26 protein-coding genes and 1 tRNA gene are annotated in these 22,875 nt (G+C 63.4%); 11 read left to right on the forward strand and 16 right to left on the reverse strand.

The window, feature by feature from the left end; genetic code table 11:
* Nucleotides 1–2 precede the first annotated feature (2 nt).
* Complete coding sequence (locus FFI89_RS00535; protein WP_138831928.1) at nucleotides 3–269, forward strand: DUF1150 domain-containing protein; 267 nt, start codon at nucleotides 3–5, stop codon at nucleotides 267–269.
* A 235-nt stretch (nucleotides 270–504) separates the two neighbouring features.
* On the opposite strand, the gene FFI89_RS00540 is transcribed toward FFI89_RS00535, so the two are convergent.
* Genes FFI89_RS00540 through FFI89_RS00550 form a run of 3 tightly spaced genes read right to left on the reverse strand, consistent with a single transcriptional unit; the run spans nucleotide 505 to nucleotide 4,063 of the window.
* Complete coding sequence (locus FFI89_RS00540) at nucleotides 505–2,043, reverse strand: long-chain fatty acid--CoA ligase (protein WP_138831930.1); 1,539 nt, start codon at nucleotides 2,041–2,043, stop codon at nucleotides 505–507.
* Nucleotides 2,044–2,101: 58 nt separating this feature from the next.
* Nucleotides 2,102–3,223: a DUF5938 domain-containing protein gene (locus tag FFI89_RS00545; protein ID WP_138831932.1), complete on the reverse strand. Its 1,122-nt coding sequence runs from the start codon at nucleotides 3,221–3,223 to the stop codon at nucleotides 2,102–2,104.
* Between the two features lie 36 nt (nucleotides 3,224–3,259).
* On the reverse strand, nucleotides 3,260–4,063 hold the full coding sequence (locus tag FFI89_RS00550) for an SDR family NAD(P)-dependent oxidoreductase (protein ID WP_138831934.1): 804 nt from the start codon (nucleotides 4,061–4,063) through the stop codon (nucleotides 3,260–3,262).
* 313 nt (nucleotides 4,064–4,376) lie between these two features.
* Here FFI89_RS00550 and FFI89_RS00555 point away from each other — a divergent pair, with 313 nt between their 5' ends.
* A complete protein-coding gene (locus FFI89_RS00555; protein WP_138831936.1) occupies nucleotides 4,377–5,015 on the forward strand; it encodes a TetR/AcrR family transcriptional regulator in 639 nt (212 codons plus the stop codon).
* A gap of 189 nt (nucleotides 5,016–5,204) precedes the next feature.
* Here the strand turns inward: FFI89_RS00555 and ptsN are convergent, their stop codons facing one another.
* The 7 genes from ptsN to FFI89_RS00590 all read right to left on the reverse strand — a co-directional run bounded on the left by ptsN (nucleotide 5,205) and on the right by FFI89_RS00590 (nucleotide 11,754).
* The gene (gene ptsN / locus FFI89_RS00560; RefSeq protein ID WP_138831938.1) at nucleotides 5,205–5,666 is read right to left on the reverse strand and encodes a PTS IIA-like nitrogen regulatory protein PtsN; all 462 of its coding nucleotides are present in this window, start codon (nucleotides 5,664–5,666) and stop codon (nucleotides 5,205–5,207) included.
* 230 nt (nucleotides 5,667–5,896) lie between these two features.
* Nucleotides 5,897–6,496, reverse strand: coding sequence for a ribosome hibernation-promoting factor, HPF/YfiA family (hpf, locus tag FFI89_RS00565; RefSeq protein ID WP_138831940.1), 600 nt, complete (start codon nucleotides 6,494–6,496; stop codon nucleotides 5,897–5,899).
* A gap of 76 nt (nucleotides 6,497–6,572) precedes the next feature.
* A complete protein-coding gene (gene rpoN, locus FFI89_RS00570; protein ID WP_138831942.1) occupies nucleotides 6,573–8,219 on the reverse strand; it encodes an RNA polymerase factor sigma-54 in 1,647 nt (548 codons plus the stop codon).
* 93 nt (nucleotides 8,220–8,312) lie between these two features.
* Nucleotides 8,313–9,377 carry an LPS export ABC transporter ATP-binding protein gene (gene lptB, locus FFI89_RS00575; protein ID WP_138831944.1) on the reverse strand — a complete coding sequence of 355 codons (1,065 nt, stop codon included), beginning with the start codon at nucleotides 9,375–9,377 and terminating at the stop codon, nucleotides 8,313–8,315.
* A 176-nt stretch (nucleotides 9,378–9,553) separates the two neighbouring features.
* The gene (locus FFI89_RS00580) at nucleotides 9,554–10,222 is read right to left on the reverse strand and encodes an LptA/OstA family protein (protein ID WP_138831946.1); all 669 of its coding nucleotides are present in this window, start codon (nucleotides 10,220–10,222) and stop codon (nucleotides 9,554–9,556) included.
* Between the two features lie 5 nt (nucleotides 10,223–10,227).
* Nucleotides 10,228–10,953: an LPS export ABC transporter periplasmic protein LptC gene (gene lptC / locus FFI89_RS00585; RefSeq protein ID WP_138831948.1), complete on the reverse strand. Its 726-nt coding sequence runs from the start codon at nucleotides 10,951–10,953 to the stop codon at nucleotides 10,228–10,230.
* 186 nt (nucleotides 10,954–11,139) lie between these two features.
* Entirely contained in the window at nucleotides 11,140–11,754 is a 615-nt protein-coding gene (locus tag FFI89_RS00590) for a ribonuclease D (protein WP_138831950.1), read from the reverse strand.
* Between the two features lie 161 nt (nucleotides 11,755–11,915).
* On the opposite strand from FFI89_RS00590, the gene FFI89_RS00595 reads away from it, so the two are divergent.
* Together FFI89_RS00595 and FFI89_RS00600 are read left to right on the forward strand one after the other, a co-directional pair.
* Nucleotides 11,916–12,671: an NYN domain-containing protein gene (locus tag FFI89_RS00595; protein ID WP_138831952.1), complete on the forward strand. Its 756-nt coding sequence runs from the start codon at nucleotides 11,916–11,918 to the stop codon at nucleotides 12,669–12,671.
* Nucleotides 12,672–12,848: 177 nt separating this feature from the next.
* Nucleotides 12,849–14,105 carry an MFS transporter gene (locus tag FFI89_RS00600; RefSeq protein WP_138831954.1) on the forward strand — a complete coding sequence of 419 codons (1,257 nt, stop codon included), beginning with the start codon at nucleotides 12,849–12,851 and terminating at the stop codon, nucleotides 14,103–14,105.
* A gap of 38 nt (nucleotides 14,106–14,143) precedes the next feature.
* On the opposite strand, the gene FFI89_RS34185 is transcribed toward FFI89_RS00600, so the two are convergent.
* Together FFI89_RS34185 and FFI89_RS00605 are read right to left on the reverse strand one after the other, a co-directional pair.
* On the reverse strand, nucleotides 14,144–14,296 hold the full coding sequence (locus FFI89_RS34185; RefSeq protein WP_168212735.1) for a hypothetical protein: 153 nt from the start codon (nucleotides 14,294–14,296) through the stop codon (nucleotides 14,144–14,146).
* Between the two features lie 371 nt (nucleotides 14,297–14,667).
* Nucleotides 14,668–14,754, reverse strand: a tRNA-Leu gene (locus FFI89_RS00605).
* 148 nt (nucleotides 14,755–14,902) lie between these two features.
* Between FFI89_RS00605 and FFI89_RS00610 the strand changes: the two genes are divergently transcribed.
* Nucleotides 14,903–15,871, forward strand: coding sequence for a complex I NDUFA9 subunit family protein (locus FFI89_RS00610; protein WP_138831955.1), 969 nt, complete (start codon nucleotides 14,903–14,905; stop codon nucleotides 15,869–15,871).
* 56 nt (nucleotides 15,872–15,927) lie between these two features.
* Here the strand turns inward: FFI89_RS00610 and FFI89_RS00615 are convergent, their stop codons facing one another.
* Nucleotides 15,928–16,734, reverse strand: a complete 807-nt coding sequence (locus tag FFI89_RS00615; RefSeq protein ID WP_168212736.1) for an undecaprenyl-diphosphate phosphatase — start codon at nucleotides 16,732–16,734, stop codon at nucleotides 15,928–15,930.
* A gap of 181 nt (nucleotides 16,735–16,915) precedes the next feature.
* On the opposite strand from FFI89_RS00615, the gene FFI89_RS00620 reads away from it, so the two are divergent.
* The 3 genes from FFI89_RS00620 to FFI89_RS00630 are packed head-to-tail and all read left to right on the forward strand — an operon-like array spanning nucleotide 16,916 to nucleotide 19,133.
* Complete coding sequence (locus FFI89_RS00620; protein ID WP_138831957.1) at nucleotides 16,916–17,608, forward strand: glutathione S-transferase family protein; 693 nt, start codon at nucleotides 16,916–16,918, stop codon at nucleotides 17,606–17,608.
* Nucleotides 17,557–18,753, forward strand: coding sequence for a tRNA epoxyqueuosine(34) reductase QueG (gene queG / locus FFI89_RS00625; RefSeq protein WP_138831959.1), 1,197 nt, complete (start codon nucleotides 17,557–17,559; stop codon nucleotides 18,751–18,753). Before FFI89_RS00620 ends, queG begins: the two co-directional genes overlap by 52 nt.
* A 35-nt stretch (nucleotides 18,754–18,788) precedes the next feature.
* Nucleotides 18,789–19,133: a thioesterase family protein gene (locus FFI89_RS00630; RefSeq protein WP_246669343.1), complete on the forward strand. Its 345-nt coding sequence runs from the start codon at nucleotides 18,789–18,791 to the stop codon at nucleotides 19,131–19,133.
* Between the two features lie 121 nt (nucleotides 19,134–19,254).
* Here FFI89_RS00630 and FFI89_RS00635 read toward each other — a convergent pair whose 3' ends face one another.
* Nucleotides 19,255–19,725 (reverse strand): nuclear transport factor 2 family protein, encoded by a 471-nt coding sequence (locus tag FFI89_RS00635; protein ID WP_138831961.1) that lies wholly within the window; start codon nucleotides 19,723–19,725, stop codon nucleotides 19,255–19,257.
* A 27-nt stretch (nucleotides 19,726–19,752) separates the two neighbouring features.
* Complete coding sequence (locus FFI89_RS00640; RefSeq protein ID WP_138831963.1) at nucleotides 19,753–20,568, reverse strand: carboxylesterase; 816 nt, start codon at nucleotides 20,566–20,568, stop codon at nucleotides 19,753–19,755.
* Between the two features lie 226 nt (nucleotides 20,569–20,794).
* On the opposite strand from FFI89_RS00640, the gene infC reads away from it, so the two are divergent.
* Nucleotides 20,795–21,334 (forward strand): translation initiation factor IF-3, encoded by a 540-nt coding sequence (infC, locus tag FFI89_RS00645; RefSeq protein ID WP_091977533.1) that lies wholly within the window; start codon nucleotides 20,795–20,797, stop codon nucleotides 21,332–21,334.
* Between the two features lie 201 nt (nucleotides 21,335–21,535).
* Here infC and FFI89_RS00650 read toward each other — a convergent pair whose 3' ends face one another.
* The gene (locus tag FFI89_RS00650) at nucleotides 21,536–21,958 is read right to left on the reverse strand and encodes a hypothetical protein (protein ID WP_138831965.1); all 423 of its coding nucleotides are present in this window, start codon (nucleotides 21,956–21,958) and stop codon (nucleotides 21,536–21,538) included.
* A gap of 262 nt (nucleotides 21,959–22,220) precedes the next feature.
* Between FFI89_RS00650 and rpmI the strand changes: the two genes are divergently transcribed.
* Both rpmI and rplT read left to right on the forward strand, forming a co-directional pair.
* Nucleotides 22,221–22,421, forward strand: a complete 201-nt coding sequence (gene rpmI / locus FFI89_RS00655; protein ID WP_027540021.1) for a 50S ribosomal protein L35 — start codon at nucleotides 22,221–22,223, stop codon at nucleotides 22,419–22,421.
* Between the two features lie 78 nt (nucleotides 22,422–22,499).
* Nucleotides 22,500–22,859: a 50S ribosomal protein L20 gene (rplT, locus tag FFI89_RS00660; protein WP_138831967.1), complete on the forward strand. Its 360-nt coding sequence runs from the start codon at nucleotides 22,500–22,502 to the stop codon at nucleotides 22,857–22,859.
* Nucleotides 22,860–22,875: the final 16 nt, after the last annotated feature.

Genomic DNA, 22,875 nt, shown 5'->3' on the forward strand with positions numbered 1-22,875 from the left:
CCATGAGTGAAGTGAGCGTGACGTTCGAACCCGAAAAGGTTTCCACCGAGGCGCTGGCCCATCTTGGCGAAGGCCATATTGCCTACGTCAAACAAGTCCGTTCCGAGGACGTGCCGGGACTGTTTCCGCAGGCGCCGAAGATCGCGCCGGGACTGAAGCTGTTCGCGCTGCATGCCGCCGACGGCACACCGATCATGCTGACCGACAGCCGCGAGGCGGCCGTTGCCAACGCATGGAGCAATGAGCTTCAAGCCGTCAGCGTGCACTGACCCGACGCTGGTCGGTGTCAGTGACGCAGATCTTCTGCTGTCACTGACGCGCGACTGAGGGCGTCATCAGCGAGTTCAAATGCGCGGGCATGCCTCGATATCACCCGAGGCGGCCCGCGCTTTTTTTCGCGAGCCACCTGCGACGTAACGCTCTTCGGGCATCTTCCGCGGTACCGCGGACATCGCCAAGTTCATGGCTCCGCACTTTATGGCTCCGCCCTTTGGAAGACACGCCCTAGTTGCCTGAGCGCTCCGCCAGCCGCGCGCGGATGTCGGGCTTCAGGACCTTGCCGACCCTGGAGCGCGGAAGATCGTCCCAGACCTCGATCTGCTTCGGCGTCTTGATGCTGCCGACCCGTTGCTTGACGAAGGCGGCCAACGCCGTCGCATCGACGCTGTGGCCGGCACGCGGCTGCACCACCGCGACGATCCGTTCGCCCCATTTGTCGTCGGGCAGGCCGATCACGGCGCAATCCTGCACCGACTCGTGGGCCCGCAGCGCGTTCTCGACTTCGATCGAATAGACGTTGAAGCCGCCGGTGATGATCATGTCCTTGGCGCGGTCGACGATGTACAAATAGCCGTCGCCATCGATGTAGCCGACGTCGCCGGTGTGGTGCCAGCCATGTGCCGAGGCTTCGGCCGTGGCCTCGGGATTCTTGTAGTAGCCCTCCATCACCAGCGAGCCGCGGACCACGATTTCGCCGCGCCCGCCGCTCGGCAGCAGATTGCCGTCGGCATCCATGATGCCGGCCTGAACCAGCGGACTGATCCGCCCGGCCGAAGCGAGCCGCGCCATCGCGATCGTGCCGTCGGCATTGTAGTGCTCTTCCGGCGCCATCATCGAGATCATCATCGGCGCTTCGGTCTGGCCGAACAATTGCGCCATCGGCCCTATCCGCCGCAACGCCTCCGCCAGCCGCGCGGCCGATATCGGCGCCGCGCCGTACCAGAAGCATTGCAGCGACGAGAGCTTCGCATCATCGAGCTTCGGATGATCGAGCAGCAGGTAGATCACGGTCGGCGGCAGGAACGTGTGGGTGACGCGATAGCGCTCGATCAGATCGAGGAATTCGCCGATATCAGGGTGGTGCATGATCACGACGCGGCCGCCGAGCGTCATGATCGGGAAACAGAGCACGCCGGCCGCGTGCGTCAGCGGCGCCAGCGCGAGGTAGACCGGGCGGCCCCTGAACGGATAGCCCATCAGCGTCAGCGCGGTCATCGCCTCGATGTTGCGGCCGGACAGCATGACGCCTTTGGGCTTGCCGGTCGTGCCGCCGGTGCCCGGGATCATCGCGAGGTCGTCGACCGTCTCGCGCTGGTAGGGGTCGTCGGCGACGCCCGACAGCCAGCTTTCGAAGGATGGCGCGAACGGCAGTTCGGCATCGAGGCAGACGAGCACACGCAGCTTCGGCAATTCGGCGCGCACCGCCTCGACCATCGCAGCGAAGCTCGAATGGAACAGCAGCAGACTGCAGTCGAACTGGTCGAGGATGAACTTGTTCTCGGCCGCCTCGTTGCGCGGATTGATCGGGCACCAGACCGCGCCGGCGCGCGAAATGCCGAACACGCAGGCGAAGGCGAGCGGGTCGTTGCCGGAGAGGATCGCGACCTTCTCTCCTGCCGCGATCTCCGATCGCGCGAGCCCGCGTGCAACCCGGTAGCTCAGCCGCTGCACCTCGCGATAGCTGAGGTCGCGTCCGTCCATGGTCAGGCACGGCGCATCGGCGCCGAGCGAGGCGCCTTTGTCGAGGTAATCGATGAAGCGCATGGTCGATCCCGCGGCAAGAGGTGGGTGGCGCGATCATCGCGCCACCTGATTTACCTACTCAGTCGTGGACGGTCACGATCGGCTTGCTGACCAGCCCGAAGCTGCGCAACTGACCGAGCAGTTCGCGATATCCGAACGCCTGGCATCCTGAGGCAAAGCCGGTCCGCTTCGGCGGCTGTTGCAGCAGCGCGAACGCCGCATAGGCCTGCAGCATGCCGGTCTGCTTGTAGTTGCAGTTGCCGTGGATCACGCAGTGCGCATGACCGAGCGGCCCGGACGCGTAGACCGAGTCGATCGAGGTGTTGACGCGCGGATTCTCGCGCGGCGGCATCGAGGCCTGCAAGGTGGCGGCGATGTCGGCGAGCGCCTTTTCCTGCTCCGCCGGCGGCAACGGCTTGATCTTCTCCTTCACCATCTGCGTGGTCTGCACCACGCCTTCCATCACCGGGCGGGAGAGAACGCCGCCGAGCACCCGGCAGTTGCTCACGCGCGGATCGTTCTTGAACCAGACTGGATGCGCGGTGCCGCCCCACGGCACCGCGATCGCGGTCTCGTGCTGGCCGGGCACAACGACGTCGGCGCGCGCGGTGACGTCCCATTCGACGAACTTGTTCTGCTCGAGGTAGTACCAGTTCGCCTTGAGGATGGTGAAAATCGTCTGCGTCGAGGCGTAGGTCGGAAAGCCCTTCCAGAACACCAGGATGTCGAGGGTGTCGAGGCCCGGCGTTTCCAGGCAAATGTTGGCGGCGATTTCGCCGGTAGTGTACATCTGCGCGAGGTTCGGCGACAGCAGCAGGCCTTTCTCGGCGAACTTGGCGCCCCAGCGCTCCTGCGCATGCAGGACCCAGTCCTGTTCGCCCGTCGTGTCGGTGTAGTGGCATCCAGCCTGCAGCGCGGCCTCCACGACCTCCGATCCATGCTTGATGAACGGGCCGACCATGTTGCTGACGACCCTGGCGCCCTTGAACAGTTTTGTCAGCGCCTCGACCGTATGCTCCACGCCCACGACTTCGTAGTCGGCGGTCTCGATGCCTGGAATCTTCTCCACCACCGCCTTCACCTTGGCGGCATCGCGGCCTGCCGCAATGAAGGGGATGTTGTACTCGCGCAGATACTCGCAGACCAGACGGCCGGTATAGCCGGACACGCCGTAGACGACGACGGGCTTCTTCTCACTCATGTCGTATCCTCCGAAATGAATTCTGTTGGCTCGTTGTTACATGCCCATGCCGCCGTCGACCGGCAGTCCAATGCCGGTGATGAAGCGTGCATCGTTCGAGCACAGGAACACCGCGGCATCGCCGATGTCGCTGACCTCAGCCAGGCGGCCGAGCGGGGTTTGCTCCACCACCGAACCCACCGCTGCGTTGACGTCAGGTGCGAGCCCGACCTTGACGATGTCATTGGCGAGCTGCATGCCCATGTCGGTCGGTATCAGGCCCGGATAGATGCAGTTGACGCGCACGCCGAAGCCGAGCTTGCCGGCTTCCATCGCCGCGACCCGCGTCATGCGGTCGACCGCGGATTTGGTGCCCGAATAGACCGCGATGCTCGGGAAGGCGATCGTTGCCGCGACGGAGGCGATGTTGACGACCGCGCCGCCCTTGCCCGCAGCGCCGCCGGGCCGCATCGCGCGGAATGCGTGCTTCATGCCGAGCACGGTGCCGACGATGTTGACGTCGCACATCCGCCGCACGTCCTCGGCCCTGACTTCGCTGACCAGAGAGGTGATCTCGATGCCGGCGTTGTTGATGAGGATGTCGTAGCCGCCGAGCGTGGAGACCGTCGCGGCCACGGCCCTCTCCCATTGCGCGTCATCGCTGACGTCGAGTTGGACGAATCCTGTCGCGACACCTTCCTTGGCGATGGCCGCAGCGCTGGCCTTGCCGGCGTCGTCCAGGATGTCGGCGATCATGATCGAGGCGCCGGCCCGTGCCAGCGCCTGTGCAATCGCAGCGCCAATCCCTCGGGCGCCACCGGTGACCAGGGCTTTCCTGCCTGCAAGGCTCTTCCCACTCATGACGTACTCCTCCGTTGCTGGTGATTGATTGGTGCTGCGGCTGATCGGCGACGCATGCCGGCACTGCACGGCTTTGCGCGGTCGCGGCCATGGCCAGGGGTGCCGACCTTGGGCCGCACCCAGCGAAACGTTCCTCCCTGATCGGACATCTTGACGACTGTCCAAATTATTTTCCCGAACCTCCGCCAGAATCTTGACACTTGTCAAGAACCAATTTGACAGTTGTCCAAGGAAGTGGTTGTGAGGGGATGCAGCTATCAGCCGTCGGCGCGGTATAAGCCGTTGAAAGATCGGGGCTGAGGAAAGGGATGCGATGGCGCGGCAGGTGACGGGGGCGGCCCAACGGGTCGCGGTGGCGGCCGAGGCACTGCGCGACGAGAAATTCAACGCGCGGCGGATCGAGCTTGCCGAGGCTGCGCTGGAAACACTCGGAGAGCTTGGCTTCGCACGCACCAGCCTGCGCGAGATCGCGCAGAATTCCGCGTTCACGCACGGCGTCTTTCACTACTATTTCAGCGACAAGCTCGACCTGATCTGCTGCTGCGTCCGCCACTACAAGGCCAAATGCGTGACCCGATATGACGAAGTGGTCACGACTGCAAAGAGCCGCGACGAATTGACCGAGGGCTTCCTTGCCAAGCTTGCGGCGACGCTACAGAACGAAGCCCGCATGCACCGGCTTTGGTACGACCTGCGTTCTCAGGCGATGTTCGAGGCCGCGTTTCGCAAGGACGTGCTCGAGATCGACAAGAGCCTGGAAGCGATGATCTGGCGCATCGCCTCCCGCTATGCCGAGCTCGGCGGCAAACAGCCGGCGTCGTCCCCGGCCGCGCTCTATGCACTGCTCGACGGCCTGTTTCAGAGCGCGTTGCTCAAGCACCTCGCAGGCGACGACACAGCGGTCCCCGACCTGCTCGACGAGGTCAGGCGCCTGCTGCCGACGATCTGCTAGAGCGTTTTCAAGCGAAGTGGTCGCCGGCTCGCGTAAAGAAAACGCGTCAAAGCAAGAGAGTTGAGCCCGGTTCTGATTCAATCAGAACCGATAAGGCTCTAATGACCGCGACCGGCCGGCTGCGAGGAAATTCGCGGCAGCGTCGGCGGCTTGCTTCTCTTTGATGGTAATCGCGCCGAACGCGAAGCGTTACGCCGCGCTTGCCGGCGGCAGCGCCAGCACCGAATAGATCGCCTGGGCATCGCGCGAGGCGCGCAGTTTCTTGGCGACGTCCTGGTCGCGCAACAGCCGCGCGATCCGGGCCAGCGCCTTCAGGTGATCGGCGCCCGCGCCTTCCGGCGCCAGCAGCAGGAAGATCAGGTCGACCGGCTGGCCGTCCATGGATTCGAAATCGATCGGGCGCTCGAGCCGGGCGAACAGCCCGAACAGCTTTTCAAGCTTGGGCAGCTTGCCGTGCGGAATGGCGACGCCATAGCCGACGGCGGTGGTGCCCAGCTTCTCGCGCTGCAACAAGACTTCGAACACCGAGCGCTCGTTCTGCCCGGTCAGCAAGGCCGCCCGCGCCGCCAGTTCCTGCAGCGCCTGCTTCTTGCTGATGACCTTCAAAGCGGGGAGAATCGCCTCGGGTGCGACCAGATCGGTAATCGTCATGGGGCGTTCCGAGGTGAATTGAACCGTCAGGTTGCGAGATAGGTTTTAGAACCGTGGCGTCAAGAAGGTGAGACGGGAGGCGGGCTTAGGCCCGGGTCCCGATTTGGGCGCTTCTACTCCAACGCATGACCGGTGCCAACTCCCGAAGCGCCCGTTCTTGGGCCCTGTGCTTAACGGCGGCGGACCATAGGTAGGGCGGCAGGGGGCGTCAATGCTGTCCGGCATATATGTCAGGGGGTAACCGCCGGCGGGTCGACCCAGCCGACATTGCCGTCGGTGCGCCGGTAAATGATGTTCACCCGGCCGCTGGAACCGTGCTGGAACACGATGCAGGCGGCACCCGTCAAATCGAGTTCCATGACCGCCTCGCTGACCGAAAGCCGTTTCAGCGACGTGGTCGCCTCCGCGATGATGACCGGGCTATACGCCGTGACCTCGTCATCTTCGGTTGGCGCCTCGATCACATAGCTCGGCGCGTCCAGCGTCGGCGCGCCGATCTCGGCGAGCGCCGCGGAGGCTGCGTAGGTCTTGCGGGCCGAGCGGTCCTTCAGCCGGCTCTTGTAGCGGCGCAGGCGCTTCTCGATCATCAGAAGCGCCTGGTCGGCGCTGGCATAGGCGTCGGTGGCGTTCGAATCGGCTTCCAGCGTAATCCCGGAATCGAGGTGCAGCGAACAGTCGGTGCGGAAGCCGAAGCCGTCTTTGCTGAGCGTGATGTGGCCGGAATAGTTGCCGTCGAAATATTTTCGCAGGACCTCATCGGTGCGCTCGTTCACGCGCGAACGAAGCGCTTCGCCGACGCTGATGCTTTTCCCGGAGATTCGAAGGGTCATTGGATGCCTCGCGCTTGATGCCCGGACCAAACCTGTGTCGGGCAACCGACACTATCCCGATTTAGGGCGAACGCAATCAGGCGGGCGCCGTATCGCGGGACCGGTCGGAAGAGGTAGCAGGGGCGGAAAGTGCATTACCGAGCATGCTCTGTTTGTCACGGCGGCGCTGCACCGAGGAGGGGATACGCATCGCTTCGCGGTATTTCGCAACGGTGCGGCGGGCAATATCAATGCCGGTCTCGCGCAATCGTTCCACGATGGTGTCGTCGGAGAGGATCGCGGCCGGAGCTTCCGCGTCGATCAGCCGCTTGATGTGGTGGCGGACGGCCTCCGCCGAATGGGCCTCGCCGCCGTCGGCGGATGCGATCGAGGCGGTGAAGAAATACTTCAGTTCAAAGCTACCGCGGTTGGTCGCCATGTATTTGTTGGCGGTCACCCGCGAAACCGTCGATTCGTGCATCTGGATCGCGTCCGCCACCGCCTTGAGGTTGAGCGGCCGCAGATGGGCGACACCATGGGTGAAGAAGCCGTCCTGCTGGCGCACGATTTCGCTGGCGACCTTCAGGATGGTGCGGGCGCGTTGGTCGAGCGCGCGGACCAGCCAGGTCGCATTCTGCAAGCAGTCTGTGAAATAGGATTTGTCGCCGTCCTTGCGGATCGTCTTCGACAGCTCGGTGTAATAGACCTGATTGACCAACACGCGCGGCAACGTGTCGCTGTTGAGTTCGACATGCCAGCCGCCATCCGGACCAGGCCGCACATACACGTCAGGAACCATGGTTTGCGTCCGCGCCGAGCCGAATTTCAGGCCGGGCTTGGGATCGAGCCGGCGGATCTCGCCGATCATGTCGGTGATGTCCTCGTCGTCGACGCCGCACAGTTTGCGCAGTGCGGCGATGTCACGCTTGGCGAGAAGATCGAGATGCTCGACCAGCGCCTGCATGGCGGGGTCGTAGCGGTTGAGTTCGCGGAGCTGGATCGCGAGGCATTCGCTCAAATTACGCGCGCACACGCCGGGCGGATCGAATTTCTGCAGCACTGCGAGCACCGCGTCGACATTCTGCTGCGAGGCGCCGAGCCGTTCGGCGGCCTGCCCCAGATCGGCCGGCACGTAGCCGGCATCGTCGACCAGATCGATCAGGTACTGCCCGATCATCCGTTCGGCAGGCGAGGCAAACGCCACCGCGAGCTGCTCGGCGAGATGGCCGCCGAGCGTCACTTCGGCGGCGACAAAAGCTTCCAGATTGTAGTCTTCGTCGCTGGAAGCGCCGCCGCCCCATTCGGTGTAGGCGGTGGGCGCGGCATCCTGCGCCACGCGCGCGGCCGCTTCGGCGGGCTCCTCGGTGAAGACGTTGTCGAGCGGGGTATCGAGGGTCTGCTCGATTTCGGTGCGGGTGCCGAGATCGCGGTTCAGCCATTCTTCCTGGCCGGGCTCGAAGGAGCCGCCGGCCATGTCCGAAGCCTCGCCGCCGGAATCATCGCCATAGTTGGAAGATTCGCCGGAATCGGAGAATTCGGCGCGCTCGGGCGCCGGCTCGCCCGCGACCGGGGCTTCGGGGCCGTCGCTGGCGCGCTCCAGCAGCGGATTGCGCTCCAGTTCCTCCTCGACAAAGGCCGAGAGGTCGAGATTCGACAGCTGCAGCAGCTTGATCGCCTGCATCAGCTGCGGCGTCATAACCAGCGACTGCGACTGGCGGAATTCTAATCTCTGCGTCAGAGCCATGGAGGCGAGAACCGATCCAGTGAAAGTTGGTCCGATTCTTGCTTATCCTAGTCCAGACTCCTTGTACACGGCTTGACGCCGACTAAAAAAGGGCTAGAGGCGGAATTCCTCGCCAAGGTAAAGGCGGCGTACATCCGGATCGTTGACGATCTCCTCCGGGCTGCCCTCGGTCAAGATCTCTCCCGCATAGACGATATAGGCGCGATCGGTCAGGCCGAGCGTTTCGCGCACATTGTGATCGGTGATGAGAACGCCGATGCCGCGGTTGGTGAGGTGGCGGACCAGGTCCTGAATATCGCCGACCGCGATCGGATCGATGCCGGCAAAGGGTTCGTCGAGCAGCATGTAGTTCGGACGCGTCGCCAGCGCGCGCGCGATTTCGACGCGGCGGCGTTCACCGCCGGACAGCGCAATCGACGGCGATTTGCGCAAGCGCGTGATGTTGAATTCCTCGAGCAGCGAATTGAGCTCGGCTTCGCGCTTCTTCTTGTTGGGCTCGACGACTTCGAGCACCGCGCGAATATTCTGCTCGACGGTGAGGCCGCGAAAGATCGAGGCTTCCTGCGGCAGATAGCCGATGCCGAGCCGCGCGCGCTGGTACATCGGCAGCTTGGTGACGTCGTGGCCGTCGAGTTCGATCGCGCCGCGATCCGCCTTGATCAGCCCGGTGATCATGTAGAACACCGTGGTCTTGCCGGCGCCGTTCGGGCCGAGCAGACCGACCGCTTCGCCGCGCCGGACATAGATGCTGACGCCGCGCACGACCTGGCGGGTGCCGAAACTCTTTTCCACGCTATGCACAGCCAGATAGCCCGGCCGCTTGATGAAACGCGGGGCGGCGGCGCCGTTGGTCTTGGGGGCCTGGGCTCTGGGCGCCTGGGCCCTTCTTGGGGTCTGGGTATTGGGAACCTGGCTGGTAGGCGCCGGGGCGCGGGCGCGCGGTCCTTCCTCGCGCGACGGCTCGGCGGCCGGCTGCGGTGGCAGTTCCAGCGCCGGAACCGGCGCGGTGCGCGCCATCGGCGGCGCATCGCGCACCGGACTGGTCAGCATGTCACCGAAGGAATCGCCGAGAGCGGTAATGTCATCCCGGGAACGCGCAAATCCTGCCGGCCCGCGTTTCGCGGGTCGTCGACGGAACATGCCAAGTAAATCCACCATCCCGCTTCGCTGAGCCTTTCGCGATGATCCGCGATGCGTGCGCCAGCGAATCGAATCGCCCGCGAACCATGAATGGATGTCCCCAAACACCCCGCCGTGCCAGCCCGTAGATACAGGCTCCCACCCGCCGCTTCAACCACAGGAGGCTTAAATATTATTTAAGCCATTGATATATATCATTTTTTTCCGGGAATCAGCGAGGGGATACCCGGCTTCGCGCCACCCGTGCCGGATCCGCAGTCCTTTCCCGCAGACTGGTCGAACAAGCCCTGCACCCTGCCGCTGTCGGATTCCACCCGCGACACCCCAGTGGTCATGTCGACCAGCAGGCGGTCGCCACGCAGCACGTTCTTGCACTGGGTCAGTACCACCCCGCCCGCCATGGTGATGAGGTTGGCGCGGGTATCGAAGATCGCACTCTCTCCGGTCACGACCTGGTCTTTCTGGGTAACGACAACACTGCCCTTGGCTTCCAGCTTGCGTATCGACGAACTGCCGCCGGGTCCCGGGGACGCGGCTTGCATCGGCGCCGTCTTCGCGCCCTTCGCGGGCGCCGGCGTCGCCGCCGGGCCGGAATCGTAAAATACCACCAGCGACTTTGCCGTCATGGTGGTGTCGCCCTGCACCACCTTCACATTGCCGGAGAAGGTCGCTTCCTTTTTCTTGTCGCGCATCTCCAGCGACGCTGCCTCGATCTGGATCGGCTGGTCGCGGTTTTGCGAAAATCCCTGCATCGCATTCGGCACGCCGGACACGGCGCCTTGGGCATGGACGCCGTTACAGGCGCCGATCGCGAGCGCGAACGCCATGGTTGCAAGACGGCGCGAGAAAAAGAATTGCGTCATCGAGATCACTTCGTGTTGCCGGACTTGGCGGGTGTGGACCGCTGCTTCGGCGCCGGAGGCTCAGGCTCGGGAGAGGGAGCGGTCGGCTGTTCCATGACCAGGTTCATCACGACATTGCCTTCGAAGCGAACCACCTCGCCGCTGTTGATGATCCTGAGCCGATCGGCGGTCAGCGTGCCATTCAGCAGTTTGACGTCGACATGTTCGTCCGACGACACCGCGCCCTTGTTGATGTCGACATAGGCCTGGGAGAGTTTGGCTTCATAGCCCGTGGAGGATTGCAGGAAGATATCCTTTCGAAGGTCCAGCATCTGCGACTTGCTGTCGTAATAGCCGGTACGGGCATCCAGCATCACGGTGCTCTTGTCTTCCATCGCCACCTTGGCGCGCAACTGACTGAGCTCGACATGGTCAGGATCGGTCAGGTCCTGGGTGGCGGCCTTGGCCCACATCTCGTAGGGCCGCTGGTCGGTCGAGAAGCCGGCGAGATGCGGCGTCTCCATCGTGATCTTGGTGCCCGATACCACCAGATTCCCCATGTCGACCGGCACCTTGGGCAGCAGCATGCGAAACGGATTGAAGACGGACACGGCGACGATGCCGGCCATCGCGACAATCACGGCGGCAGGAACCGCGATCCGCAGCACGTGCACCATGCGGCTGTGGCGGGCGGCCGCGGCAAAGCGCGCCTCCATGCCGGCAACATAGGCTGGGTTCTGTACCGAGTTCACCGCCGCTCCAGAGCGCGAGATTGCCCGTCATTGTATCCGGGATTGCCTCAAAACGCAGCCCGGACGTGGTCGCACCAGTGTGACCGAAACAGGGCGAAAGCGGGTTAACGCGGGCTCCATAGCGTTTTCGAGCGAAGTGGACGCCGGTTCGCGTCAAGAAAACGCGTCAAAACAAAAAAACCCTGATTATGAATGCGCGAAAATGTCCTCGGCCTCCCAACCGCCGAGATCGAGCTTGGCCCGGAACGGCAGAAAGTCGAAGCAGGCCTGGGCCAGTTCGGTACGGCCCTCGCGCACCAGCATGGTGTCGAGCCGTTCGCGCAAGGCATGCAGATGCAGCACGTCGGAAGCGGCATAAGCGAGCTGCGCCTCGCTGAGATTCGGCGAACCCCAGTCGCTCGACTGCTGCTGCTTCGACAGGTCGATATTGAGCACCTCGCGCACCAGGTCTTTCAGGCCGTGGCGGTCGGTATAGGTGCGGGTCAACCGCGAGGCGATCTTGGTGCAGTAGACCGGCTGCGGCATCACGCCGAAGGCATTGTAGAGCGCGGCGAGATCGAACCGCGCGAAGTGGAAGATCTTGGTGATCTTCGGATTGGCGAGCAGCGCCTTCAGGTTGGGCGCGTCGGTGTGCCCCTGCGGAATCTGGATCACGTCGGCGCTGCCGTCGCCGTTCGACATCTGCACCACGCAGAGCCGGTCGCGATGCGGATTGAGCCCCATGGTCTCGGTATCGATCGCTACTGAAGTCGTGTAGCGGGACAGATCGGGCAGATCGCCACGATGCAGGCGGATGGTCATTACGTTCGGAACCTCGTCGAATCGATGCGGACCTAAACTAACGTCGAAATCGCCAACAAACGAGGGGCGCGGGGCCCTGGCCGGGCATTTTCTTGGTTCTTTCCATAGCAGGTGGAATCGCGCCAGTATCGACCGGCCGTCGCCACAACCGGGGGTGCCCTGTGAAAGCCGAACAGCAACGACTGCCCCGTTTTGCCGTGCTCATCGACGCCGACAACACCTCGCCGCAGATCGCCGGCGGGCTGTTCGAGGAGGTCGCGAAGTTCGGCGAGGCCAGCGTACGCCGCATCTATGGCGACTTTTCAACCCCTCAGCTCAAATCCTGGTCCGACATCCTGCAGAAATACGCCATCGATCCGTACCAGCAGTTCGCCTACACCAAGGGCAAGAACGCCTCGGATATCGCTCTGGTGATCGATGCGATGGATCTTCTGCACAGCGGAAGGTTCGACGGCTTCTGCCTGGTATCTTCCGACAGCGATTTCACGCGGCTTGCTTCCCGGCTCCGCGAGCAGGGCGCCGACGTCTACGGTTTTGGCGCGCAGAAGACGCCGGAGAGTTTTCGGCAGGCCTGCCGTCGCTTCATCTACACCGAGAACCTGGTGCCGCGGGCCGCGAGTAGCGGCACGAACGCTACGGCGAAGCCGAACTCGTTGGAGCCGCCAAGCGCCGCAATCCCGATTTTGCAAAAAGCCATTTCGCAAATCGAGAGCGAGGATGGCTGGGTTCTGCTCGGCACGGTGGGCGAACAGATCTCGAATTTGTTCTCGGACTTCGACGCGCGGACCTACGGCTCGAGCAAGCTCAGCGATCTCGTGCGAAAAACCGACGCGTTCGAGATCGAGAAGGTGTCCGGCGATCGCATGCGCATCAGGGCCAAACCCACCGGTGGCGGAACGAAGACCAAGGCGCGATAAAATCGTTCGCCAAGTCCTTGCCAAGTCATCGAACTAAGCCAGAAGCACTTTTATGTGATCCCGGGGCGTATCGGCCCACCGATCGATCGCTTGATCCGGCGGCGCTCCACTGCTTGAACGCGCAACCCGCGGGCGCCTCCTGACGATTCTGCCTCCGGCCCCATGTGAATGGACGTCATGACCGATCAAATTGCCGATCAACCTGCGCCGGATAGCGGCTTTACGCGCTACCAGTCGTTGCTCGTCGCGTTGCTGGCGTTCGTCCAGTTCACCGTGATTCTCGATTTCACGATCATGTCGCCGCTCGGCGCCATCATCATGCCTGCGCTCGGCATCACCGCCGGGCAGTTCGGCGTGGCGGTCTCGGCCTATGCGTTCAGCGCGGGGATATCCGGCATCCTCAGCGCGGGATTTGCCGATCGCTTCGACCGCAAGCGCCTGCTGCTGTTCTTCTATGTCGGCTTCACCCTCGGGACGGCACTGTGCGCGCTCGCGCCGAACTACCACCTGCTGTTGCTCGGTCGAATCGTAACCGGATTGTTCGGTGGCGTGATCGGTTCGGTCGTGCTCGCGATTGTCACCGACCTGTTTGCGCTGCAGCTACGCGGTCGCGTGATGGGCTTCGTGCAAACCGCATTCGCCGCCAGCCAGGTGCTCGGAATTCCCGCCGGCCTGTTTCTTTCCAACCACTGGAACTGGCACGTTTCGTTCGCAGCGCTCATCGTGCTGTCGATCGCAGGCATGGTCGCGGTGTCGTTGATGATGAAGCCGGTAAATGCCCACCTGCTGCTCCAACAGGACAAGACCGCGTTTCGTCACCTGATCGCAACGGTTGCGCAACCGCGCTACACGATGGCGTTCCTGGTGACGACGTTGCTGGCGACCGGCGGATACATGCTGATGCCGTTCGGCAGCGCCTACACCGTGCACAATCTCGGCATCGACATCCAGCATCTCCCGACCATCTATCTGGTCTCGGGCCTGTTCAGCATTTTTACGGGACCGCTGGTGGGACGCGCCAGCGACGCTTTCGGAAAATTTCCCACCTTTGTCTTCGGCAGCGCCATGTCGATCGTCATGGTGCTGATCTACACGCATCTCGGTCAGGTCTCGTTGACGACAGCCATTGTGGTCAACGTCCTGATGTTCGTCGGCATCTTTTCGCGCATGATCCCGTCGCAGGCGCTGATTTCGGCGATCCCCGACCCCAGTCAGCGCGGTTCCTTCAGCGCCGTCAGCGCGTCGTTGCAACAACTCTCCGGCGGGCTCGGGTCGGTTCTGGCGGCGGCGATCATCGCGGAAAATGCCGACGGCTCACTGCGGCATTTCGACTGGCTCGGATACATCGTCGTCGCGACGGCGACCATCTCGCTGGTCGGAATGTACTTCGTGCAGAAGTCCGTGGCCCACCGCGCCGGCCAACGCGTCGTCTGAAACGGATCGTTCTCCGGGACGCCTCCCGCCGTGGTGATTCACTTTTGCGCTTCCAGCGTCGGCGGCTGGAGGCCTGCGCTGTTGGCCCAGCGATCGAGATTTTCGATGACGTCCGCATGGCTCGGTCGCAGCGGCGGTTGCGGCTTGGGCTCTTCGGAAAGCTTGCGTGGCAGCTTGACGGTCTCTGTCATGGGCCTGCTCCTGCCCCTGAAATATGCGCCCGCATTAACCCAAAATCAATATCTAAGATATTGTTTTTATTATGCTATTTAGCTAATTTAGAGACTCTGGCCCGTTTTGCGGAACCAGCCCCGAGGTCGCTTCAGGCATCGAATTCCGACGCGCGCGGCGGCGGTGTGTGGGACTGGCTGCGCTGGCGACGGATGGCGGCTAGATGAAATCGCCGCCCGAACGGCCACCGGCGAGGCGGCCGCGATCCGGAGGCTGCGAGTTCACCGCATTTCCCTGAGGTTAAGCCAACATCGTCCGGCCGAAACGCGCGCGAGCGCGGCTCGGCGCATCACGCCAAGCCGGATCGCAACGATTTTTGGGCATGGGCAAATGGTGCCCAGGAAAGGACTCGAACCTTCACGGCCGTTAAGCCACTGGCACCTGAAGCCAGCGCGTCTACCAATTCCGCCACCTGGGCCCGGGCGGGTTAGTAAGGACCGGTTACGCGCTTGTCAAATTGCTTCAATGCATTCCAAATACGCTGTACAGGCACCTCGGCTTGGCGTATCGCGAATCCGCTAAATGCCCCCGCTAACACTCGAATTTGACCGGCAGGAATGGACCCCATGGTATCGAACCAGGAAACGCTCGTTACGGTCTTCGGCGGATCGGGCTTTCTGGGGCGAAACGTGGTCCGGGCGCTGGCCAAGCGCGACTATCGTATCCGGGTCGCCGTGCGGCGGCCCGAACTGGCCGGGCACCTGCAGCCGCTGGGCCGGGTCGGCCAGATTCACGCCGTGCAGGCCAATGTCCGCAATCCGGCCTCGGTAGAGGCCGCGATGCGCGATTCGCAGGTCGCCATCAACCTGGTCGGCATCCTGGCCGAGGGCGGCGCGCAATCCTTCGACGCGGTGCAGGCCAAGGGCGCGGAAACCGTCGCCACGGCGGCGGCCGCCGTCGGCGCCCGCATGGTGCACGTCTCCGCTATCGGTGCCGACGAGAACTCGCTGTCGCACTATGCCCGCTCCAAGGCGGCCGGTGAAAAGGCCGTGCTGGCGGCGGTACCCTCCGCCACCATTCTGCGGCCCTCGGTGGTGTTCGGCCCTGAGGACCAGTTCACCAACCGATTCGGGGCGCTGGCCCGGATGTCGCCGGTGCTGCCGCTGATCGGCGGCGGCGCGACCCGAATGCAGCCGGTCTATGTCGGCGACGTCGCGACCGCGGCGGCCGATGCCGTCGACGGCAAAACCAAGCCGGGCGCTACTTACGAGCTCGGCGGGCCGGAAGTGCTGAGGCTGCGCGAGATCATCGAAATCATCCTCGCCATCACCGAACGCAACCGCATGCTGGTGCCGCTGCCGTTCGGTCTGGCGAAGCTGCAGGCCTTGTTCCTGCAGTTCGCGCCGGGCGCGCTGAAGCTGACGCCGGACCAGGTGGTGCTGCTGCAGTCCGACAATGTGGTGTCGGATGCCGCGAAGGCCGCGGGCCTGACGCTGGAAGGGCTCGGGATCACACCGGATTCGATGGAAGCGATCACCCCGCAATATCTCTGGCGCTTCCGCGCCGCGGGACAGTTCCAGCGCAACGGCGCGTAGGCCGTTCGAAAGCCAAGGCGACTTCAAAAGCCTTCGTCATTGCAATGACGGAGGGCCTACTTCCCCAGCGCCAGCGCGATCAGGCCGAGCGTGCCGACGATGACGCGCCACCACGCGAAGAACGTGAACCCGTGGCGGGTGACGTAGTTGAGGAACGACCTCACCACGATCATCGCCGTGATGAACGAGACCACGAATCCGATGGCGATGATGCCGAGGTGATCGGTCGTCATCTCGCCGCGGTTCTTGTAGAAATCATAAGCGAAGGCGCCGACCATGGTCGGAATCGCCAGGAAGAACGAAAACTCCGCCGCCGCGCGCTTTTCCGCGCCCAGCAACATCGCCGCCACGATGCTGGCGCCGGAGCGCGACACGCCGGGAATCATGGCGACGCACTGCGCGATGCCGATCCACAGATACATCATCAGCGGAAATTTGGTGGCGTCGTCCTCGTGCGGATTGAGATCGAGCTGATCGACCCACATCAGGATCGCGCCGCCGACGATCAGCGTGAAGCACACCACCCACGGATTGAAGAGAAATTCCTTGATGTATTTTCCGGCGATCAGGCCGATGACAACCGCGGGCAGGAACGCCACCAGCACGCCGATCACGAACCGCCGGTCGTCCGGGTTCGAGAACATGCCGAGCGCGACCCGCCACAATTTGGCGAAGTAGAGCACAACGATCGCAAGAATCGCGCCGAGCTGAATCAGCACGACAAAGCTGTTCCAGAAATTGCCCTCGCCAAGGCCGAAGAAGCGCTGCACCAGCAGCATATGGCCGGTCGAGGAAACCGGCAGAAATTCCGTGATGCCCTCGACGATGCCGAGAATCACCGCCCGTACTGCATCAGACATCATGATGTGGTCCATTTTTGCTGCAAAAGCCGGGTTCTTCTCGCTTATTCGCAACCGGCCCGCAATCGCAAAAAAACGCCAAAACACAGGTTGCCTCGTGCGTCTGCTGGGCTATAGCGTCCGGATTCGCACCGAGCGGCCCGGTTGAGGCTTCCTTAAGCGCCGCGCAGCTACCAAGGACTGCATGTACACGCTGTATCATCATCCGTTCTGTCCGCACTCGCGCTTCGTTCGCCTGATCCTCGGCGAACACGGCCTCGATCTGCGTCTGGTGGAAGAGCGGGCCTGGGAACGGCGCGAGGCGTTCCTTGCGCTCAACCCGGCGGGTCACACGCCGGTCATGATGGCCGAAGGCCGGCCGCCGATACCCGGCGCCGGCATCATCGCCGAATATCTCGACGAGGTTCATGGCGCGGATGCCGACGAACGGCGGCTGCTGCCGACATCGGTGGGCGAGCGCATCGAGGTGCGCCGGCTGATGGCGTGGTTCAACGACAAGTTCTTCGAGGAGGCCTCCAACCCGCTGGTGACCGAGCGCATCTACAAGCGCTTCATGAGCGAGGAGAACGGCGGCGGCGCGCCGGCGACTGACGTGATCCGCGCGGCCAAGGTCAATGTGCGCTATCATCTGGCCTATATCGGCTGGCTGGCGCAGACGCGGAACTTTCTCGCCGGCGACCGGCTGACCTACGCGGACCTCGCCGCCGCGGCGCATCTTTCGGCGATCGATTATCTGGGCGATGTGCCATGGAGCGAGGACGACGCGGCAAAGGCGTGGTACGCGCGGGTGAAATCCCGCCCGTCGTTCCGCCCGCTGCTGAGCGAATGGCTGGCGGGGGTGCCGGCGTCGCGGACCTACGTGGACCTCGACTTCTGAACGGGAACGCCAGGCTTTCCGGCGACGAGCTGAAAGCCGCGCTGGCGCGGGAAGCCCGCGCCCTGGGCTTCGACTGCATCGGCGTCACCGATCCCGCCGCGATCGCAGAGGCCGCAAAATACTTCCGCGAATTCCTCGCAGCCGGCGCGCATGGCGAGATGGACTGGCTCGCGGCCAATCCCGAACGGCGAATGGATCCGCACGCGTTGTGGCCCGGCGTCCGCTCGGTCATCATGCTCGGCGTCAACTACGGGCCGGATGAAAATCCGCTGGCGATGCTCGAAAGGCGCAGCCACGGCGCAATCTCGGTCTACGCCCAGGGCGACGACTATCACGACGTCATCAAGAAGCGCCTGAAGGCGCTGGCGCGATGGTTTGCCGCCGTTTCCGGCGAAGAGTTGAAAGTCTTCGTCGACACCGCCGCCGTGATGGAAAAGCCGCTGGCGCAGGCGGCGGGACTGGGCTGGCAGGGCAAGCACACCAATCTTGTCTCGCGCGAATTCGGCTCATGGCTGTTTCTCGGCGCGATCTACAGCGCAGCCGACCTGCCGCGCGACGAACCTGACGGCGATCATTGCGGCTCGTGCAACGCCTGCCAGGAGATCTGCCCGACCGCGGCGTTTCCGGCGCCCTACAAGCTCGATGCGCGGCGCTGCATTTCCTATCTGACGATCGAGAACAAAGGCCCGATCCCGCACGAATTCCGAAAAGCGATCGGCAACCGCATCTACGGCTGCGACGACTGCCTTGCGGTGTGCCCGTGGAACAAGTTCGCGCAGGAAGGCCGCGAAGCAAAACTTGCCGCGCGCGGGGAGTTGCGTGCGCCGTCCCTGGCGGATCTCGTCCGGCTCGACGACGCCGCGTTCCGCGCGCTATTTACAAAGTCGCCGGTCAAGCGCATCGGCCGCGACCGCTTCATCCGCAACGTGCTGATCGCGATCGGCAACGCCGACGATGCCTCGCTCGCGCCCGAGGCCGAGCGCCTGCTCGATGACGCAAGCCCGCTGGTGCGCGGCGCGGCGGTCTGGGCGTTGTCGCAACTAATGGCGCCTGATGCTTTTGCCGCACTGGCGAAGCGAGCCGATGTCGGCGAGACCGACGAAGCCGTTCGCATGGAATGGAAGGATTGCGCCGCGCGCCCTTGATTTCGTCGCACGCTTTCCGTCATGCGCCCCGCGCCATGACAAAGCAATCTTTCTTCGCCAAGCATGGTCGCGTCGTGATCGGTCTCTTGGCCCACGTGATCGAGGAGCATCACGGCTCCGACGAATTCGTACCCGCGCCGCTGACGGTCGACATGTTTCGGTTACCGAACATCCAGACGCCGGTGGAAATCACCACCGGACTTGTCCGCGACGGCAGGCGGATCAAGGTGGTGGAAGCCGAGTTCTTTTCCGGCGGCACCAGCATAGCGCGCCTCGCGATCGGCGAGTGCTGGCTCTATGACGAGAAAGGCCCGATCGGCACCTCGACGGTGGCGGCATTGGCGCAGAAGAAGCCGATGACGAACGTGCCGCCGCCGTAGGCTGTCATGCCCCGCGAAGGCGGGGCATCCAGTATTCCAGAGGCATTAGAGATAGATCACAGCTGTCACGGCGTACTGGATCGTCCGCCTTCGCGGACGATGACAACCAGGAGCGTGAAACTTACTCCACCAAATGCCGCTTCATCTCCGGCCGCGCCTTCAGCGCGGCGCCCTGCCTGGCGATGATCTTGGCGATGCGCTCGGGTGCGAACTTGATGTCGACGAAAGCCGGCGCGGTGTTGGCGACCTCGTGGTACTCCGTGATCCTGCCGTCGCGGAGCTGCATGATCGCGACGCCCTCGAACATCGCCCGCGCGCCTTTCGCCTCCGGCAGCGTCGAGCGGTAGCTGAAGGTGTAGCGCGCATAGAGCGTGTGGCCGTCGCTGACCGGCGTGTGCATGTCCCAGCGGAAATCGGTCGCGGTGCGATAGAACCAGTCGTCGATCAACTCGGCGATCTTGGCGTGGCCGGCGAACGCGCCATAGAACACGTCGTGATAGACACCGTCTTCCGTGAACAATTCGGCGAACGCCTTGCCGTTGCGCTGCTCGACGGCATCGCAGAAGGCGCGGAGCATGGCGGCGGTGGTCATAGCGTTGTCTCCCCTGAAAGGAAAACTCTACCCGATCTCCGCTATCGCTGCGAGAATCCGCGCGATGTCCTGCGGTCGCGACAGGCGGTGGTCGCCGTCCTGGATCATGGTCATCACCACGTCGTCGGCCGGCAGCCGGTGCGCCAGCGCAAAGGCGTGCTGCCACGGCACGTCGGGGTCCTGCGCGCCCTGCAGGATGCGCACCGGACATCCGACCTCGATGGCGCTGCCGAGCAGGAGGTGATTGCGGCCCTCCTCGATCAGCGCGCGCGTAATCGGATAGGGCGTGCCGTCACCATATTCCGACGGCCGCATCCAGACTCCTTTGGTCAAAATCTCCTCGCGGATGTCAGGCGAGAAGCCGTTCCACATCAATTGTTCGGTGAAGTCGGGCGCCGGCGCGATCAGCACCAGTCCGGCCAGCGACGCCGGCGATGCCGCGCGATTGGCGATCGCGCGCGCCAGCAGCAGCGCCATCCAGCCGCCCATCGACGAGCCGATCACGACCTGCGGCCCCCGGCAGAACTGCTCGAACACGGCCACGCTCTCTTCCAGCCAGCGCCCGATGGTGCCGTCGATGAAGGCGCCGCCGGATTCGCCGTGGCCGGAATAGTCGAACCGGACACAGGCGCGGCCATTTTTGGCGGCCCATTCGTCCAGCGCGAGCGCCTTGGTGCCCCGCATGTCGGAATTGAAGCCGCCAAGCCAGAACAGCCCGGGCGCACGACTTGTGCTGCCGGGCGCACTGCCTGCGCGGGCACGCACTGCGATCCGGCGGCGGCCGTTGCCTTCGCCGACCTCGATAAAGGCCGGTTCCTGATCGATTGGCGCTGAATTGGTCATGGTTCCGCTACTCTCGCCCGCTGCTTTGTCCGTGAGCACGCCCGATCGGTCAACGGTCGACCAGGCTGGACTGTCCTTGCGGATCATGTGGGCGCGCTATATTTGCCCGGCGTGACCAAAATGCCTCGCATTTGACGGTTTTCGCGCGCAGACAGCGAGTTCGCTTGCTCGCCGACGCGTATTGCTTCAAAATAAAGCCTTCCTTCACAACTTTGGAGAGTTACCCATTCGCCGTCCCAACAGAGCCCCGCCCGCCGCGACCAAAGACGGGCCGCGCACCAATGATGAAATCCGCAACGCGCAGATCCAGCTGATCGATCAGACCGGCCTCAACCATGGAACGGTAGAGACGGTCCTTGCCGTCAAGATGGCCCTTGAAGCGGGCATGGATCTTGTCGAGATTTCGCCGAATAATAATCCTCCCGTTTGCAAGATCATGGACTACGGGAAGTTCAAGTATTCCGCGCAGAAGAAAGCCGCCGAAGCCCGCAAGAAGCAGAAGGTCGTCGAGATCAAGGAGATCAAGCTGCGGCCGATGATCGACGATCACGACTACGACGTGAAGATGCGCGCGATGCAGCGGTTCTTCGAGGAAGGCGACAAGGTCAAGATCACCTTGCGCTACCGTGGCCGCGAAATGGCGCACCAGGAGATCGGCACCAAGCTCCTGGACAAGGTCAAGGCCGACGTCGCCGAATACGCCAAGGTCGAGCAGGATGCGCGCTTCGAAGGCCGTCAGGTCGTGATGGTACTGGCGCCGCGCTGATTCGAATTTGTGAGATTGCAAGACGGCCCGTCAGATGATCTGGCGGGCCGTTTTCGTTGCGCAGGTTCGTAGCCCGGATGGAACGAAGCGCAATCCCGGCTGCGCGGAGAACCGCGGGCCCGGACACAGGGCCCGGACAAAAATTGCGAAAACAACCCCATGCAAAGTAGAATGGGCCCCAGCCGCGCGGCCTCTCCCGCGCTAGCTTCGCGTCGCCTGCCAGGTGCCGCTGCAGCGATCGCCGGTAATGATGCCGCGCCATGAGCCCGCACCGCTGTTGCCGACCAGCCGGCCGCCGCCGCTCGCTTTCGACGCGCCGACCGATACCCGGACCGATACCGCGCCGCCACGGTTGACCAAGCCCGAGACCCTGCCGCCGCCGGCCGACGAAACCCGGCTACCCCTGACCAAAAACGGCACGCTGTAGCCGGACGAGCAATTGCCGCGCGTGGTCGCGAATACCGTGGTCCAAGTGCCATCATAGGCTCTGCCCCTTGCTGCCGCGTCGGCGGTATCAGGTGCCGCAGCAGTGGCCAGAACGGCGAGGACGGGCAACCAGCGCAGCGGACGGCGCAGGCGGGGAAAAACAGCAGATCGGGCAATCGATTGATTAAAATGGGTCATTTTCTTACCTGTTCCAGGCTGAGGGTGATGCCATCAGGCCATTCGTCCATGCAGGGCGTGTGACGGTTCATCATTGCCAATTCCCGCTTCCTCTGCCATAAGCCCAGCCTTCGTCGCCCGGCTGATTAAGGGCTGCCGTGTCGACGTCCGTGCGGGTTGTTTCGTTTTCGGAAAAACCTGAGCACTTCCAACGCTCTAACGAGCATTTTAAGCCGCAAAAGCGCCCCACGGGCGCGTTTTTCTGTGGCAACAGGAGAGCCAAATGCCCAAGCTGAAGACCAAGTCAGGCGCTAAAAAGCGCTTCAAGGTGACTGCCACTGGCAAAGTAATGGCCGCCCAGGCCGGCAAACGCCACGGCATGATCAAGCGGACGAAGAAGCAGATTCGTCAGCTCCGCGGCACCCGCGTGCTGTTCAAGACCGATGGCGACAACATCAAGAAGTATTTCTTGCCGAACGCCTGATCGCGCACGCGGTCTCAATTAGCCGAGCCGCGCTCGCGCGGCGATCTGTCACCAATTTAAAATTCAAGGATAGCAGTCATGTCTCGCGTCAAACGCGGTGTGACCTCTCACGCCAGGCACAAGAAAGTCTACAAGGCCGCCAAGGGTTTCCGCGGCCGCCGCAAGAACACCATCCGCGCCGCCAAGGCCGCCGTCGAGAAGGCCGGGCAATATGCCTTCCGCGATCGCAAGCGCAAGAAGCGCACCTTCCGCGCGCTCTGGATCCAGCGCATCAACGCGGCGGTGCGTCCGTTCGGCATGACCTACAGCGTGTTTATCAACGGCCTCGCCAAGTCGGGCATCCTGGTGGACCGCAAGGTGCTGTCGGATCTCGCCATCACCGAACCGGCGGCGTTCCAGGCGATTGCCGAGAAGGCCAAGGCCGCCCTCGCGGCTTGAGGCTGGCGTCGGGCAC

The organism is Bradyrhizobium sp. KBS0727, from assembly GCF_005937885.2.
Taxonomy (GTDB): Bacteria; Pseudomonadota; Alphaproteobacteria; order Rhizobiales; family Xanthobacteraceae; genus Bradyrhizobium.